15 protein-coding genes are annotated in these 16,489 nt (G+C 59.0%); 12 read left to right on the top strand and 3 right to left on the bottom strand.

What is annotated here, in order from left to right; all coding sequences use genetic code 11:
* Positions 1-60: 60 nt before the first annotated feature.
* On the bottom strand, positions 61-1,410 hold the full coding sequence (locus EJA71_RS22015) for an MFS transporter (protein WP_158959635.1): 1,350 nt from the start codon (positions 1,408-1,410) through the stop codon (positions 61-63).
* A 301-nt stretch (positions 1,411-1,711) separates the two neighbouring features.
* Between EJA71_RS22015 and EJA71_RS22010 the strand changes: the two genes are divergently transcribed.
* Both EJA71_RS22010 and EJA71_RS22005 read left to right on the top strand, forming a co-directional pair.
* Positions 1,712-2,080, top strand: coding sequence for a YkgJ family cysteine cluster protein (locus EJA71_RS22010; RefSeq protein WP_122591563.1), 369 nt, complete (start codon positions 1,712-1,714; stop codon positions 2,078-2,080).
* A gap of 149 nt (positions 2,081-2,229) precedes the next feature.
* Positions 2,230-4,512 (top strand): bifunctional diguanylate cyclase/phosphodiesterase, encoded by a 2,283-nt coding sequence (locus EJA71_RS22005; RefSeq protein WP_158959636.1) that lies wholly within the window; start codon positions 2,230-2,232, stop codon positions 4,510-4,512.
* Here the strand turns inward: EJA71_RS22005 and EJA71_RS22000 are convergent.
* A complete protein-coding gene (locus EJA71_RS22000; RefSeq protein WP_178113738.1) occupies positions 4,403-5,299 on the bottom strand; it encodes an NAD(P)-dependent oxidoreductase in 897 nt (298 codons plus the stop codon). The genes EJA71_RS22005 and EJA71_RS22000 overlap by 110 nt on opposite strands.
* Before the next feature lie 196 nt (positions 5,300-5,495).
* On the opposite strand from EJA71_RS22000, the gene EJA71_RS21995 reads away from it, so the two are divergent.
* Positions 5,496-7,697: a hypothetical protein gene (locus EJA71_RS21995; protein ID WP_122591560.1), complete on the top strand. Its 2,202-nt coding sequence runs from the start codon at positions 5,496-5,498 to the stop codon at positions 7,695-7,697.
* 307 nt (positions 7,698-8,004) lie between these two features.
* Here EJA71_RS21995 and EJA71_RS21990 read toward each other — a convergent pair whose 3' ends face one another.
* A complete protein-coding gene (locus tag EJA71_RS21990) occupies positions 8,005-8,325 on the bottom strand; it encodes a DUF2288 domain-containing protein (RefSeq protein ID WP_158959633.1) in 321 nt (106 codons plus the stop codon).
* Positions 8,326-8,678: 353 nt separating this feature from the next.
* Here EJA71_RS21990 and EJA71_RS21985 point away from each other — a divergent pair, with 353 nt between their 5' ends.
* The 9 genes from EJA71_RS21985 to EJA71_RS21945 all read left to right on the top strand — a co-directional run bounded on the left by EJA71_RS21985 (position 8,679) and on the right by EJA71_RS21945 (position 16,406).
* On the top strand, positions 8,679-9,806 hold the full coding sequence (locus EJA71_RS21985) for a branched-chain amino acid ABC transporter substrate-binding protein (RefSeq protein WP_007918518.1): 1,128 nt from the start codon (positions 8,679-8,681) through the stop codon (positions 9,804-9,806).
* A gap of 231 nt (positions 9,807-10,037) precedes the next feature.
* The gene (livH, locus tag EJA71_RS21980) at positions 10,038-10,961 is read left to right on the top strand and encodes a high-affinity branched-chain amino acid ABC transporter permease LivH (RefSeq protein ID WP_116028816.1); all 924 of its coding nucleotides are present in this window, start codon (positions 10,038-10,040) and stop codon (positions 10,959-10,961) included.
* Positions 10,958-12,214: a high-affinity branched-chain amino acid ABC transporter permease LivM gene (locus EJA71_RS21975; protein ID WP_093438700.1), complete on the top strand. Its 1,257-nt coding sequence runs from the start codon at positions 10,958-10,960 to the stop codon at positions 12,212-12,214. Before livH ends, EJA71_RS21975 begins: the two co-directional genes overlap by 4 nt.
* Complete coding sequence (livG, locus tag EJA71_RS21970; protein WP_027621149.1) at positions 12,211-12,978, top strand: high-affinity branched-chain amino acid ABC transporter ATP-binding protein LivG; 768 nt, start codon at positions 12,211-12,213, stop codon at positions 12,976-12,978. Before EJA71_RS21975 ends, livG begins: the two co-directional genes overlap by 4 nt.
* Entirely contained in the window at positions 12,979-13,680 is a 702-nt protein-coding gene (locus tag EJA71_RS21965; RefSeq protein WP_019580929.1) for an ABC transporter ATP-binding protein, read from the top strand.
* Between the two features lie 282 nt (positions 13,681-13,962).
* On the top strand, positions 13,963-14,265 hold the full coding sequence (locus tag EJA71_RS21960; RefSeq protein WP_158959632.1) for a DUF2282 domain-containing protein: 303 nt from the start codon (positions 13,963-13,965) through the stop codon (positions 14,263-14,265).
* 25 nt (positions 14,266-14,290) lie between these two features.
* Positions 14,291-15,178 carry a DUF692 domain-containing protein gene (locus EJA71_RS21955; RefSeq protein ID WP_158959631.1) on the top strand — a complete coding sequence of 296 codons (888 nt, stop codon included), beginning with the start codon at positions 14,291-14,293 and terminating at the stop codon, positions 15,176-15,178.
* Complete coding sequence (locus EJA71_RS21950; RefSeq protein ID WP_158959630.1) at positions 15,175-15,933, top strand: DUF2063 domain-containing protein; 759 nt, start codon at positions 15,175-15,177, stop codon at positions 15,931-15,933. Before EJA71_RS21955 ends, EJA71_RS21950 begins: the two co-directional genes overlap by 4 nt.
* Positions 15,930-16,406 (top strand): DoxX family protein, encoded by a 477-nt coding sequence (locus tag EJA71_RS21945; protein WP_158959629.1) that lies wholly within the window; start codon positions 15,930-15,932, stop codon positions 16,404-16,406. Before EJA71_RS21950 ends, EJA71_RS21945 begins: the two co-directional genes overlap by 4 nt.
* Positions 16,407-16,489: the final 83 nt, after the last annotated feature.

Genomic DNA, 16,489 nt, shown 5'->3' with positions numbered 1-16,489 from the left:
CAGCTCCTACAGGAACCGCATTCCCATGTAGGAGCTGCCGAAGGCTGCGATCTTTTGATCTTAAGCAGTCGCCGCTGCAATCTCTGGCTCAACCACCGCCACCAGCCCCTCCTTCATCCGCTGTGCATCGCGCACAAAACACCGCGCCGCCAGAAACAGAAACACCATGGTCAAAAACAGCGCCACCGGAATCAGGTACATCGCGTCATGCAGCCCGACTGCCTTGAAGGCCTCGGTCATTTGCTCAGCCCCCGCCGCCAGCATCGCCGTGTGCGCGAAGTGATCCGACAAACCACCGACCACCACCGGCCCCAAACCACCGCCCAACAAATACAACCCGGCGAAGAACAGCGCCATCGCCGTGGCCCGCAGGCGCGGCTCGACCACGTCTTGAATCGCCGTGTACACGCAGGTGTAGAAGTTGTAGGCAAACAGCCAGCCGACACTGAACACCGCGACAAACACGCCAATCTCGATGCGTCCTGAATGCAGCGCCCACGCGGTGCACAGCGTTGAAATAATCAGACTGAACGCCGCGAACAACAGCCGTCCATTCGCCACGCGCTGGTGAATCTTGTCGGCGATCAAGCCACCCAAGGTCAACCCGACCAAACCGGTCACGCCAACGATTACACCGGTCGCCACGGCCGCTTCCTGCAACGGCATGAGGAAATAGCGCTGCAGCATCGGCACCAGAAACGAGTTGCAGGCGTAGGTCGCGAAGTTGAAGCACAGCCCGGCCATCACCAACCACAGAAAGGTTGGCACCGCGAGAATTCGGCGGATCGGTTTGTCGACTTTCTCCTGCGAGACTTGCACGGTTTCCGCCGCGCCGCGCTTCGGTTCCTTAATGAAGAACATGAAGATCGCCAGAATCAGCCCCGGCACCGCCGCAATGAAGAACGGCGCGCGCCAGCTGTCGAACGCCTTGACCATCGCGCCGATAGTGAAGAAGGCCAGCAACAGCCCCAGCGGCAGACCGAGCATGAAAATGCCCATGGCCCGCGCCCGACGGTGGGCCGGGAACAAATCACCGATCAGCGAGTTGGCCGCCGGTGCATAACTGGCCTCGCCGATGCCGATGCCCATGCGCACGATCAAAAAGCTCCAGAAGCTGCCGACCAGACCGTTGACGGCGGTCAGCGCACTCCACGTCGCCAGGCCCCAGCCCATCAGTTTGCTGCGCGAACCGGTGTCGGCCATCCGCCCCAGCGGCAGGCCGGCGATGGCATAAACGATGGTAAACGCGGTACCAACGATGCCCAATTGAAAGTCGCTGAGGTGCCATTCCATGCGGATCGGTTCGATGATGATCGCTGGAATGGTGCGGTCGAAGAAGTTGAACAGGTTGGCGAGGAACAGCAGGAACAGAATGCGCCAGGCATTCGCCGCTTGGGTCGAGTTCTGCATGGGTCCGTCTCTTTATTGTTATGGGGCTTCACTGCCAACGCATCCGAGCCCGGAACCTGCAATCTAGTCAGCCCGTCGGAAGCTGTCTGTGATCATTCGTCTGCCTGATATCGGGCCATGGCAATGTAAAGAAACGTAAGCCCTTGATAAGTCTGCAATCCCCCGAAAACCGGGGCTTTTGTGGCAAAACCTTGGCACAAAAAAATAGTTTCGCGCCCCCCTTCCCAAGTCTGCGGCAAAGCCTAGAATGGCCGCCGGATCCGTCCGGATCTTTCGATCAATCCCTTTGATACCCTCGCCCATGTCCGAAGTCAGTCCGTGTCTGAATTGCGGTGCCTGCTGTTCCCATTTTCGCGTGTCTTTTTTCTGGGGTGAGTGCGCTTCCTCCGGTGGCACGGTGCCCGATGACCTGGTCACGCAAATCAGCCCCAGCCGAGTGGCGATGAACGGCACCGACTGCAAATCGCCGCGTTGCACGGCGTTGGTCGGCGAAGTCGGCAGCGAGGTGAAGTGCTCGATTTATGAGCTGCGCTCCAGCCCCTGCCGGGAATTCGAGTCGTCCTGGGAAAACGGCGAGCAGAATGTCGATTGCGACAAGGCCCGCGCACGCTTCGGCCTGCCACCACTGCAACCAGACTGGGCGCAAATCCCATTCGAACAGATCGCTTAAGCCTTTAGCGCCAATCGCTATGACGCTAATGCCGAAATCATTAGCGCCAATGTGCCACTACCCATTCCACTGCAAAAAGCGCCTCTATACTCCTGTCATTCGCCTGCGCTGACCGCGCAGTAAGGACGACTTCAGAAATGGGGCATGCTATGGAGTGGCTTGGTCTGCAATTTGTTACCGAGCTGCCGGAGAGCGGGCAGGTCATTCTCGACTGCACACATAATCCCTTGCTGGTGCTGGTGGCCTACCTGGTCGCTTGCGCGGCGAGTTTTGCCACCCTCGACATGGCCGAGCGGGTCGGTCATGCCGAAGACCCTGGTTCGCAGCGATTGTGGCGCTGGATCGGCGCGACCTGTCTGGCCGGCGGCATCTGGGCCATGCATTTCATCGGCATGCTGGCGTTTCAGGCGCCGATCGACATCCAGTACGACCTGCCAATCACCCTGTTCTCCCTACTGATTGCCCTGCTCGCTTCATGGCTGGCGATGCATACGCTAAGCGAAGCGCAGCCGAGCCTGGTGCTGTATCTGAAGACCGCTCTGGTCATCGGCCTGGGCATTGCCGGCATGCATTACGTCGGCATGGCGGCCATGCAATCGAGCGCCACCGCCTATTACCAACCCGGCCTGTTCCTGTTGTCGATTGCCATTGCCATCGGCGCCAGTTTCGCCGCGCTGTGGGTGGCGGGTTATTTGCGCGAAGGCAGCGGCCTGTTTCATCAGATGCTCAAGTACAGCGCCGCGCTGATTCTCGGCGCCGGCATCTTCAGCATGCACTTCACCGGCATGGCGGCGTTGCATCTGGTCTTGCCCGAAGGCAGCACGGCGGCAATCACCAGCGAAACCAGCCATCTGCAATTGGGCCTGACCGTTGCGTTGATCATCTTGCTAATTCTCGGCAGCGCGATCAGTGCGGCACTGGCCGACAAAAAACTGCAGAACAAAGAGCGTGACCTGCGCCGGGTCAACGCCCTGCTCAGCCAACTCGATCAGGCGCGCATGTCGTTGCAACAAGTGGCCAACTACGACGCCCTGACCAACCTGATCAACCGTCGCGGGTTCAACCAGATCTTCGCCGAGAAGCTCAGCCAGAAAGCCAGCGAAGGCGGCATGCTCGCGGTGATGTTTCTCGACATCGATCACTTCAAACGCATCAACGACAGCCTCGGCCACGATGCCGGCGACGCCTTGCTCAAAGTCATCGCCGATCACATCAAGGGCTCGGTGCGCAGCCATGAAGACGTGGTCGCACGCTTTGGCGGTGACGAATTCTGCATCCTCATCGGCCTGCGGGATCGCGAAGAAGCGCGCAACATGGCGCAACGCATCATGCTGAAAATGAAGGAGCCCATCGAACTCGCGGGGCGGCGCATGGTGATGACCACCAGCATCGGCATCAGCCTGTATCCCGAGGACGGCACGACCTGCGACGAACTGCTCAAACACGCCGATCTGGCGCTGTACCAATCCAAGGGTGCCGGGCGTAACGGCCTGCATTTTTTCAGTTCGAACATGAAGACCCGCGCCAGCATGGAGCTGCAACTGGAAGAAGAACTGCGCCACGCCTTGCGCGCAGAAAACGGCCTGATGCTCTACTACCAGCCGATCTATGAACTGAAAACCGGCCGAGTGACCAAGCTCGAAGCGCTGATCCGCTGGCAGCATCCCGTGCACGGTCTGCTCGCACCCGACCGTTTTATTGCGATCGCCGAGACTAACGGGCTGATCGCCGAACTGGACAACTGGGTGCTGCGCAAGGCCTGCAAGGACCTCGGCGAATTGTCACGGCATGGCTGCGACGAGTTGAAAATCGCCTGGAATTGCTCGCCGCTGAACCTCGCCCGGGAAGAACTCGCCGACGAAATCGAAAGCGCCTTGCGCACTGCCGGCGTGGCACCGGAGCGGCTGGAGCTGGAAGTCACGGAAAACGCGCTGATGGGCAATATCGCCAACACCCTGGTGCTATTGCGGCAGATTCGCGCCCTCGGCGTGTCGCTGTCGATCGATGACTTCGGCACCGGTTATTCGTCGCTGGCCTACCTCAAGCGCCTGCCGCTCAACACGCTGAAGATCGACCGCTCGTTCATCCTCGACATCCCCAAAGCCACGGCGGACATGGAGATCGTCCAGGCGATCATCGTCATGGCCCACACCCTGCATTTGCAGGTGGTGACCGAAGGCGTGGAAAGCCTGGAGCAGTACGAATTTCTCGAGCGATCGGGCTGCGATTTCATCCAGGGTTATCTGCTCAGTCGTCCGGTGCCACTGGAGGAACTGGTTCCGGTGCTGGAAGAAATCAATCAGCGCAAACATTCACATTCGGTCAATCCGCTGATTCTGGCGCGCGGTACATTTGCACCAGCGTCGCTGGATCCTTCGCCAAGAAACCCTGCGCCCCATGCAGGCGCATCAACTGTGCGGCCAATCCGCTGATCGGCGTGGCTGAACCCTGTTCGCGAGAGAATTTCACCGCTGTATCCAGATCCTTGAGCAGCGTGCGCACGTGCCACTTGATCGGCTCGAAACGGCTCTCGGCCATTTGCGGGGCGAGGATCTGCAACGGTTTCGAATCGGCAAAGCCCCCGGCCAAGGCTTCGGCGATCAGACTGGCATCGACACCCGCCTGCTCGGCCAACGCCACCACCTCGGCAATCACCAGCGCATTGCAGGCGACGATCATTTGATTGCAGGCCTTGGTCACCTGACCCGCGCCGATGCTGCCCATGTGCGTGACCCGTTGACCGAGGTTGAGCAATACCGGGCGCACCCGCTCAAGATCCGCCGCATCGCCACCGACCATAATCGCCAGACTGCCCGCCTCGGCGCCAACCACGCCGCCGGACACCGGGGAGTCCATCCAGCTCATCCCCGTTTTCTGCGCCAGCTCGGTCGCCATCTCACGGGTAGCGGTCGGTTCAAGGCTGGAAAAATCCACCAATAACTGGCCTTTTTTCGCCCCTTCGGCGATACCGGCCGAACCAAACACCACTTCACGCACCACCGCCGTATCGGCCAGGCACAACATCACCACGTCGGCGTGCTCGCATAGTTCAGCCGCTGTCGCCACCTGCCGGGCACCGGCTTCGACCAGTGGCGCGCACTTGGCCGGGTTGCGATTCCACACGGTCAGCGGGTAGCCCGCTGCCAACAGACGCCGGCACATGGGCAGGCCCATCAGACCGATTCCGGCGAACCCCAACGAAGGTAGCGTTGACATCATTTTGCCTCTTTTCGATTAAAGATCGCCGAATAATGGCCGATTTATCAACGATCAGGAAAGGATTCCCCCCTGCGACAATCAGGCTAAAACCCTGGCGCTCGGGCTCAATTCGCGCAAAAAAGACGCGAGATCTTATTCCGTGAGGTTCGCCGGCACCTGGCCCGCGAGCCGACCCAGTCCAGGTATATGGCGCACAATGACTTCTAAAAACAATCCCGCCACAGCGGTAGCCGATCTGACGCTGAGCCCCGCCGCCAACAGCCCGTCGTCTTCAAAGCCATCGGTTCCGTCGCGCCCGTTGTCGACCCAGCAATACCTGTACTTCACCGAAACCAATACCGACCGCATCCTCGACAACCTCGACGGCCTGCGCGACCTGGTGTTTCCACGCCCACCGCACCTGGAAGGCGATAACGAACAGCACAACGATCAGGAATTTCCGTCGGTGTGCCTGATCGGCCTCGGTCGCTGCGGCTCGAACATCGCCCTCGACGTGGCGGAGTTGGTGTACAACGCGCGCAAGTTCTACCTCAACGAATTCAACAACGAAGATCGCCCGGCAAGTGACCGACGCTCCGCCGACAAGGGCTACAGCCCGGCGCAGTGGATCAAGAACAACCTGCGCATCGGTAACAACAAGGCAAGCAAACCGGTGTTTCTGGTGGAACCGCTGGTGATGCTTGGCGACCTCGACAAAGACATCGCCGGGCGCATCCGTTTTTCGCGCAAGGGCGAGAAAAGTGGCTTCCTGCGCGACTACAGCAAAATGAAGATCATGGACTTGTCCGAAGTCCATGCCGGCGGCGCCGGTAACGCGCCGATCCTCGGCCAATATCTGGCGAAGATCATCCTCAACAAGGACACCCAGCGCTTCTCCAGCCCGGACTGGAAAATGATCCACTCGTACCTGATCGACAGCTGCGGCATCAAGGCCAACCAGTCGCGTCTGTACTTCTCGATCTTCAGTGCCGGCGGCGGTACCGGTTCCGGCATGGCCTCGGAATTCGGCCTGGCCCAGCAGCACTCGTACATGAACAAGACGTTCGACACCAAACCGATGGACGAGCATGACGGCAAGAGCGGTCATTCGTTCGTGTTCGAGCCGATCTTCACCAGCGGCATCTGCGTGCTGCCGAACATTTCCGATCACCGCAGCGAAATGTCCGAGGCGCTGCACATCAACGCCGGTCGCCTGCTGTGCAAATACCTTTCGGAAGAATGGGATTTCTCCTACAACTTCGCCAATGAAGACAGCAGCGAAGCCAGCGTCATGGGCCGTATCCGCCCATGGAACGCGATGATGCTGATCTCCAACGACATCATGCGTTACGCCGAAGAGAGCGATGACGGCAATATCCAGAACATTGATGTCAATGCGATGGAGAAGCACGCCAACCAGTACATCTCGCAGCAGATCTTCAACATTCTGACGGCGCAGGCAGTCACCACTGACTACGACCAGAACTATTTCCGCCGCGCCGGCATCGACATCGGCGAAACCATTCGCCTCGACGCCAACGACCTGTTCATGAGTCTGGCCGGCCCGGTGGCGATTGCCTACGCCGAATCGGTAGTGCCGGAAACGCCGCCACCGAGCAGCGACAAATTCAAGGTGTTCGACAAAGAGCCGCAGCGCCTGAACATCGATGATCTGTTCTTCCGCTCGATCGACCTGCCGCACTTCAACAAAGTCACGCAGGCGATCGAAGGCATCAGCCTGTTGCCGATCGAGTCCAAGCGCTATCGCGCTTCGCTTGAGCAATACAAGAATTCCGGCTACGACGCTGCAGCGCTGCACGACCTGCATTTCTTCAAGAATTGCTCATCGGTGGTCTCGATCGTTTCGCTGCCGAAAGACTACAAGCTGTCGTACATGGACCTGAACCGGTTGAAGACCCACCTCAACAGCCTGTTCCCCAACACCACGCTCAAGCGCTATGCGCTGGTGATCGGTGCTTCGGCCAACCTGTCGCTGACCACGTTGATCGCGAAGAGCCCGTGCCTGTCGGACGACTTCCTGACTTTGATCGTCGCGTTCATCAAGCGCTGCTTCGCGAAGAACCCGTACCGTTTCGACGAGACCCTGGACAACTCGATCCTCGATTTCATCATCAACGAAGAATTCGACGAAGACCGCATCGACGACCTGCTCAACGAGTTCGAAAACCCGGCGAAGATCCTTGACACCAACTGGTACGCGATCAAGCCGATGTACGAGAAGAAGTACCGCGAGCTGATCAACGACAAAGAGAAGTTTGTCTCGATCAACGACATTCGTCTGTCACGGGATTGCGTGAAGAAGTCGATCAAGTACCTGCGCGAGATCTATCGTCACCGGATTGGCAAGACCAAGGTTATTTCCCTGAATAACCATACCGGGAAGTCGTTCTCGGTCTGATCAAGAACCGAGTCGTCCCCTTCGCGAGCAAGCTCGCTCCCACGATCGTTCCCACGCTCTGCGTGGGAATGCCGCCCGGGACGCTCTGCGTCCCAACGCGGACGCAGAGCGTCCATTGATGCATTCCCACGCGGAGCGTGGGAACGATCATATCCAGAAACAATTAAGCAGCCCTCAGGCTGCTTACTCAACTGTTCCCGTTACGTTTACGTCACCGTGATGCCACCCTCGCTTGGGGTGTTTCTCTACGGCAACGTGCCATCACGCTACTCCGCTACACACTTTTCGCTGACGACCGCGCGCACCATCAAGGTGCAACGTCTGAAGTGGCTGCCCTTTCCTGGATCAGAATCCACGGCGAAACCACCACCGCCCACAGCGCCGGATCACGTTCGAAAATATCCAGCGCCCGCGTTTCAGACAGCTTGGCGACTTTGTCTTCGGCCAGCCAGGCAGCCACTTTCTCGCCCTCATCCGAGGCCACGGCCTCAGCGGCAGCGATCAGATCCAGCGCAGGGTCGACCCACAATAGGGCACCCTTGGCGAAGAACGGCTCCAACTCCTTCCAGGTAATAGATGCGGTTTCACCAAGCAGCTTGGCATAGAGGGTGCTAGGTTCTTGATTCATGGGCGCTGTCCGGAAAAAGAAATCGACGCGAATGATAACGTCGGTGGTCCGCCAGAAAAACCCGGTTGCAAATCGCTTCACCGAACGAAAAGAGCAGGAACGCCAAGGAATGCTGCTGATTGGGATATATGCCCACGAACGCCCCGCCGCAATTCTGTCTTTTTCATTCAAAAATGCGACACCCCCAAGTTTTGCCCCTCGGCGCCCGCTTCCCAGGCTAACAACCGGCGCTCTACACTGTACCGGTACAGTTGCCGGGGGCATTTCCGGAGGGTATCGCAAAGATATCTGACCCGGTTCTGCTGCTACGGCGCCAGGACTCTAAAAAAATACAACAGTAAGAGTGGAGCACTATGACTAAGGCTACTAAGCAGATTTCCAAACTGTTTGCCGCTATGGTTCTGGCCGGGGTTGCCAGCCATTCGTTCGCAGCTGACACCATCAAAATCGGTATCGCCGGTCCCAAGACCGGTCCAGTAGCCCAATACGGCGACATGCAGTTCAGTGGCGCGAAAATGGCCATCGAGCAAATCAACGCCAAGGGCGGCGTCGACGGCAAGAAACTCGAAGCCGTTGAATACGACGATGCCTGCGATCCGAAACAAGCGGTAGCCGTTGCGAACAAGGTCGTCAACGACGGCGTCAAGTTCGTGGTCGGTCACCTGTGCTCCAGCTCCACTCAACCGGCTTCGGACATCTACGAAGACGAAGGCGTGATCATGATCACCCCGGCTGCCACCAGCCCGGACATCACCGCCCGTGGTTACAAAATGGTCTTCCGCACCATCGGTCTGGACAGCGCCCAGGGCCCTGCCGCCGGTAACTACATTGCCGACCACGTGAAGCCGAAAATTGTCGGCGTCCTGCACGACAAGCAGCAGTACGGTGAAGGCATCGCTACCGCAGTGAAATCGACCCTCGAGAAGAAAGGCACCAAGGTTGCCGTGTTCGAAGGCGTCAACGCCGGCGACAAAGACTTCTCGGCGATCATCGCCAAGCTCAAGCAAGCCAACGTCGATTTCGTTTACTACGGCGGCTACCACCCGGAGCTGGGTCTGATCCTGCGTCAAGCCCAGGAAAAAGGCCTGAAAGCCAAGTTCATGGGTCCGGAAGGCGTGGGTAACGACTCGATCACCCAGATCGCCAAGGATGCGTCCGAAGGCCTGCTGGTGACCCTGCCGAAATCCTTCGACCAGGATCCAGCCAACATCGCCCTGGCCGATGCTTTCAAAGCGAAGAAAGAAGACCCGAGCGGTCCGTTCGTGTTCCCGTCCTACTCGGCGGTTGAAGTGATTGCCGAAGGCATCAAGGCAGCCAAGTCCGAAGACGCGACCAAAGTGGCTGAAGCCATCCACGCCGGGACCTTCAAGACCCCGACTGGCGACCTGAGCTTCGACGCCAAGGGCGACCTCAAAGACTTCAAATTCGTGGTCTACGAGTGGCACAACGGCAAGCCTAAAACTGAAGTATCGCCTCAGTAAGGCGCTGCCTGACTGACTGCCAATAAAGCCCACGGCGTGCCGTGGGCTTTGTTTTACGAATGTAATGGGCCGCGCTGGCGTGATCCGCCAGTCTCCCCACCTGAAAATCTCAAAACCGTCATCAGCGGTTCGCTGGCAAAACCCGGATTCGAAGTGGATATAGATCCACGGGGCCGGGCGGGAAAATGACTCCACCAGTGAAATGCGTATCAGGTTTTTAGGAGCGCTGTAATGCCTGACATCTATCACTTCTTCCAACAGCTGGTTAACGGCCTGAACGTTGGCAGCATGTATGCCTTGATCGCCATCGGCTACACGATGGTCTACGGCATCATTGGAATGATCAACTTCGCCCACGGCGAGGTGTACATGATCGGCTCCTACGTGGCGTTCATCGCCATTGCCGGGTTGACCATGATGGGACTCGACAGTGTCCCGCTGTTGATGACCGCAGCGTTTATCGCCAGCATCGTCGTCACCAGTTCCTATGGTTACAGCATCGAACGGATCGCCTACCGCCCCCTGCGCGGCAGCAACCGTCTGATCCCGCTGATTTCCGCGATCGGTATGTCGATCTTCCTGCAGAACACGGTTCTGCTGGCGCAAGACTCCAAGGACAAAGCTATCCCCAACCTGATTCCGGGCAACCTTGCCTTCGGCCCAGGTGGTGCACAAGAAGTGCTGATTTCCTACATGCAAATCGTGGTGTTCGTGGTGACAGTGATCGCCATGCTCGGCCTGACGCTGTTCATCTCCCGCTCTCGCCTGGGTCGCGCCTGCCGCGCCTGCGCCGAAGACATCAAGATGGCCAACCTGCTCGGCATCAACACCAACAACATCATCGCCCTGACCTTCGTCATTGGTGCCGCGCTGGCAGCCGTTGCGGCCGTGCTGCTGAGCATGCAATACGGCGTGATCAACCCGAACGCCGGTTTCCTCGTCGGCCTCAAAGCCTTCACCGCAGCGGTACTCGGCGGCATCGGCAGCATCCCTGGCGCCATGCTCGGCGGCTTGGTGCTTGGGGTGGCGGAAGCGTTTGGCGCCGATATCTTCGGTGACCAGTACAAGGACGTCGTGGCTTTCGGCTTGTTGGTTCTGGTGCTGTTGTTCCGTCCGACCGGCATTCTGGGCCGTCCGGAGGTTGAGAAAGTATGACTAGGAATCTTAAACAGGCGCTGTTCAGCGCTTTGCTGGTGTGGGCTGTGGCCTACCCGGTACTCGGTCTGAAACTGACCATCGTCGGCATCAACCTGGAAGTGCACAACACCAGCCCGGCCGTACTGGCGACCATCGCCATCTGTTCGGTGCTGATGTTCCTGCGCGTGCTGTTCAATCAGCAGATCAGCAAAGCCTGGCGTTCGTCGCCGGGCCTGCCGCTGATCCCGGCCAAGGCGAGCAACTTCCTGACCCTGCCAACCACCCAGCGCTATTTCATCATTGCGCTGATCCTGGTGGCGCTGGTGTGGCCGTTCTTCGGCTCCCGTGGCGCGGTGGACATCGCGACGCTGATCCTGATCTACGTGATGCTTGGCCTCGGCCTGAATATCGTCGTCGGTCTGGCCGGTCTGCTCGACCTCGGTTACGTCGGCTTCTACGCCGTCGGCGCCTACAGCTACGCGCTGCTGTCGCACTACTACGGCCTGAGCTTCTGGATCTGCCTGCCGATTGCCGGCCTGATGGCGGCGACGTTCGGCTTCCTGCTGGGCTTCCCGGTGTTGCGTCTGCGTGGTGACTATCTGGCGATCGTGACGCTCGGTTTCGGTGAGATCATCCGTCTGTTCCTGCGTAACCTGACCGACATCACCGGCGGCCCGAATGGCATCAGCAACATCGAGAAGCCGACGTTCTTCGGTCTGACCTTCGAACGCAAAGCCGCGGAAGGCATGCAAACCTTCCACGAGTATTTCGGCCTGCAATACAACTCGATCAACAAGGTCATCTTCCTTTACCTGGTCGCCCTGTTGCTGGCGCTGGCGGCGCTGTTCGTCATCAACCGCCTGCTGCGCATGCCGATCGGCCGTGCGTGGGAAGCGCTGCGTGAAGATGAAATCGCGTGCCGTGCACTGGGTCTGAATCCGACGATCATCAAGCTCTCCGCGTTCACCCTAGGCGCTGCATTCGCCGGTTTCGCCGGTAGCTTCTTCGCCGCCCGTCAGGGTCTGGTGACCCCGGAATCGTTCACCTTCATCGAGTCGGCGATCATCCTCGCCATCGTCGTATTGGGTGGCATGGGCTCACAACTGGGCGTGATTCTCGCAGCCGTGGTGATGATCCTGTTGCCGGAAATGATGCGTGAGTTCAGCGAGTACCGCATGTTGATGTTCGGTGCCCTGATGGTGTTGATGATGATCTGGCGTCCACAAGGTCTGCTGCCGATGCAACGCCCACACATGGAGTTGCGAAAATGAGCCGCGAGATCCTTAAAGTCGAAAACCTGAGCATGCGCTTCGGCGGCTTGCTGGCGGTCAACGGCGTGGCCCTGACCGTCAAAGAGAAACAAGTGGTTGCACTGATCGGGCCGAACGGCGCGGGCAAGACCACCGTGTTCAACTGCCTGACCGGTTTCTACAAGCCATCCGGCGGCAGCATCCTGCTCGACGGCGAGCCGATTCAGGGTTTGCCGGGCCACAAGATCGCCCTCAAAGGCGTGGTGCGCACGTTCCAGAACGTGCGCTTGTTCAAGGACATGACGGCGGTCGAGAACCTGTTGATCGCCCAGCATCGTCACCTGAACACCAACTTCCTGTCTGGCCTGTTCAAGACCCCGGCGTTCCGCAAAAGCGAACGCGAGGCCATGGAGTTTGCCGAGTACTGGCTGGAAAAGGTCAACCTCAAAGAGTTCGCTAACCGTACCGCCGGCACCTTGGCCTACGGTCAGCAACGGCGTCTGGAAATCGCTCGCTGCATGATGACCCGTCCACGGATCCTCATGCTCGACGAACCGGCCGCCGGCCTGAACCCGAAGGAAACCGAAGACCTCAAGGCGCTGATCAGCGTGCTGCGTGAAGAGCACAACGTCACCGTGCTGTTGATCGAACACGACATGAAACTGGTCATGAGCATTTCCGACCACATCGTCGTGATCAACCAGGGCACGCCTCTGGCTGACGGCACGCCGGAACAGATCCGCGATAATCCTGAAGTGATCAAAGCCTACCTGGGGGAAGCGTAAATGCTGCAGTTCGAAAACGTTTCCACCTTCTACGGCAAGATCCAGGCCCTGCACAGCGTCAACGTCGAAGTCCGTCAGGGCGAGATCGTGACGCTGATCGGCGCCAACGGTGCCGGCAAGTCCACGCTGCTGATGACGCTCTGCGGTTCGCCGCAAGCGCACAGCGGCAGCATCCGCTACATGGGTGAGGAACTGGTCGGCCAGGACTCGTCGCAGATCATGCGCAAAAGCATCGCCGTGGTGCCGGAAGGTCGTCGGGTGTTTGCCCGTCTGACCGTTGAAGAAAACCTCGCCATGGGCGGATTTTTCACCGACAAGGGCGACTATCAGGAACAGATGGACAAGGTTCTCGGACTTTTCCCACGACTGAAAGAACGTTTTGCCCAGCGCGGCGGCACCATGTCCGGCGGCGAACAGCAAATGCTCGCCATTGGCCGTGCGCTGATGAGCAAGCCGAAACTGCTGCTGCTCGACGAACCGTCCCTGGGCCTGGCACCGATCATCATCCAGCAGATTTTCGACATCATCGAACAGCTGCGCAAGGACGGGGTGACGGTGTTCCTGGTCGAGCAGAATGCCAACCAGGCGTTGAAAATCGCCGACCGCGCCTACGTTCTGGAGAACGGCCGCGTGGTCATGCAAGGCACCGGTGAAGCCCTGCTGACCGACCCGAAAGTGCGCGAGGCGTACCTCGGCGGTTGATGGATTTCGCCCAACAAAAAAACGGCCTTCGGGCCGTTTTTTTGTGTCTGCACGATTTTCAGATTCTCCAAAAATCCCCTGTAGGAGTGAGCCTGCTCGCGATGGCGTCGTGTCATTCAACATCGGCAAACGCCATCGCGAGCAAGCTCACTCCTACAGGGTTTTGCGTTTTTCCAAAAAGATTATGAGCGGGCTGTAACGCATCGCCATGAGCTTTCTCTAGAGGGGTAAGCAAGCGCAAAAAACGCTTGTAAAAACCCTGACTGACACTGGAGAAACATCATGACTGCTACCACTCGCACCCTGTCCGCCACCGCCCTGGTTCTGGCCCTTGGTTCTGCCCTGAGCATCGCCGCTGTCTCCACCGCCCACGCAGCTGATGACATGGAAAAATGCTTCGGCGTGGCCATGAAAGGCCACAACGATTGCGCCGCCGGTGCCGGCACCACCTGTGCCGGCACGGCGAAAATGGACTTCCAGGCCAACGCCTGGAAACTCGTTCCGAAAGGCACCTGCGCAACCACCGAAAGCAAGACCTCGCCGACCGGTTTCGGTCAGATGGAAGCCTTCAAAGCCAAGTCCTGATCGTTGGTCTGCCTGAGTGACGATCATGTTTACAACTCACCGCGCCACCCTCCCCGGCACTCAGGCAGTCCGCACCGAACTCCCGCCGAGGGCGGGGCTGGGGCTCAAGACCGGGCACATTCGTGAAGTGCTCGGTTGCCAGCCGGACATCGGTTTCTTTGAGGTCCACGCCGAAAACTACATGGTCGACGGAGGCCCGTTTCATCACTTTTTGGGTTTGATTCGCCAGCAGTATCCGTTGTCACTGCACGGTGTCGGTCTGTCCATCGGCGGCGAAGGGGCGCTGGATCAACAGCACCTCAAACGCCTGGCCGGACTGCTCGAGCGCTATCAACCCCAGTCCTTTTCCGAACACCTGGCGTGGTCGAGCCATGGCCCGGTGTTTCTCAATGACCTGCTGCCACTGGCCTACGACACGCCGACGCTGAACCGCGTCTGCGCGCACATCGACCAAGTGCAGAACGCCCTCAAACGGCCAATGTTGCTGGAAAACCCGGCGACGTATCTCGGGTTCCAGCGTTCGACCTACGACGAACCCGACTTCATCCAGGAAGTGATCCGCCGCAGTGGCTGTGGCCTGTTGCTCGACGTGAACAACGTCTATGTGTCGTGCATCAATCATCAGCGCGACCCACTGGCCTATCTCGATGCGTTGCCGCTGCATGCGGTCGGTGAAATTCATTTGGCGGGGTTCGCCGAGGATTGCGACAGCCTCGGCGACCGTCTGCTCATCGACGATCATGGTGCGCCGATCGATCAAGCCGTCTGGCGGTTGTACCGGCAAGCACTGCAGCGCACCGGCCCGGTGGCGACGCTGATCGAGCGTGACAATCAGCTTCCAGCATTTGACGTTCTGCTGGCCGAGGCGCATCAAGCAGACGAGTTGCTGATGTTGGCCGGGAGTCGACCATGAGCAGCCAAGCGGCATTTGCTGCGGCCCTGCTCGATGTGCACTCGCCCTGCCCCGAAGGCTTGTGCAGCGCCAACGGTGCCGATCCCGCCAGTCGATTCGCGGTGTATCGCAACAACGTGCAGAGTTCGTTGATCAACGCCTTGGCCGAGAGTTATCCGGTGGTCTTGCAATTGGTCGGCGAAGCGTTCTTTGGCGCGATGGCGGCCATGTTCGTTCAGGCCCAACCACCACAAAGTCCTTTGATGAGCCGTTACGGCCAAGACTTTGCCGACTTCATTGCCGCGTTCAAACCGGCCTCCAGCGTGCCGTATCTGGCCGACGTCGCGCGTCTTGAACAGCTGCGCACGCGTGCCTATCACGCCGCCGACGCGTCGCCAGTCCGACCAGAAGAAATCACGGCCGCACTCGCCCATCCGCAAACCCTGAGCACGCTGAGCGTCGAGCTGCACCCGTCCGTGCACCTGCTCGATTCAACTTGGCCGGTGGTTGCGATCTGGGCAGCGCACCAGCGGCAGAACAGCCTCGCGGGCATCGATTTGCAGCAGGGACAGCAGGCATTGGTGCTGCGCAACCATCTCGATGTTGAAGTGTTTGCCATCGAACCCGGCGCCAGCGTGTTCATCCGCCACCTGAGCGAAGGCCAGTCACTGCTGCTGGCGGCAGAAAGCAGCCCGCCCTTCGATCTCGCGCAAACCCTCGGGTTGATGATCGCGCACAACGCCATCTGTGATTTGAACAACAAGGAATTGCCATGAACAACCTGATCGTCGGCGCCATCGCGCTGCTGGAAAAAATCCCCCACAGCCTGATCGCCTTGATTGCGCGTTTTTCAATTGCGGCGGTGTTCTGGAAGTCCGGGCAAACCAAGGTCGAGGGATTGGCCATCGACTTGGTCGACGGCACATTTCAACTGGGCTGGCCGCGTCTGGCCGACTCGACGATTCCGCTGTTCCAGAGCGAATACCACGTGCCGCTGCTGTCGCCCGAAATTGCTGCGCACATGGCGGCGTTCGCCGAGCACTTCTTTCCGATGCTGATCCTGATCGGTTTCGCCACGCGATTTTCGGCGCTGGCACTGTTGGCCATGACCCTGACCATTCAGCTGTTTGTGTACCCGGATGCCTATCCGACTCATGGCACTTGGGCGGCGGTGTTGCTGTACCTGATGGCGACCGGGCCGGGCAAGTTGTCGATCGATCATCTGATCGCCCGGCGCTTCGCGAACTGAACACCGTCCTGTAGGAGCTGCCGAAGGCTGCGATCTTTTGATTTGGCTTTTTAACAACAAGATCAAAAGATCGCAGCCTTCGG

This window comes from Pseudomonas sp. PB106 (genome assembly GCF_009764645.1).
Classification (GTDB): Bacteria; Pseudomonadota; Gammaproteobacteria; order Pseudomonadales; family Pseudomonadaceae; genus Aquipseudomonas.
This window is presented reverse-complemented; position numbering and strand designations above follow the sequence as displayed.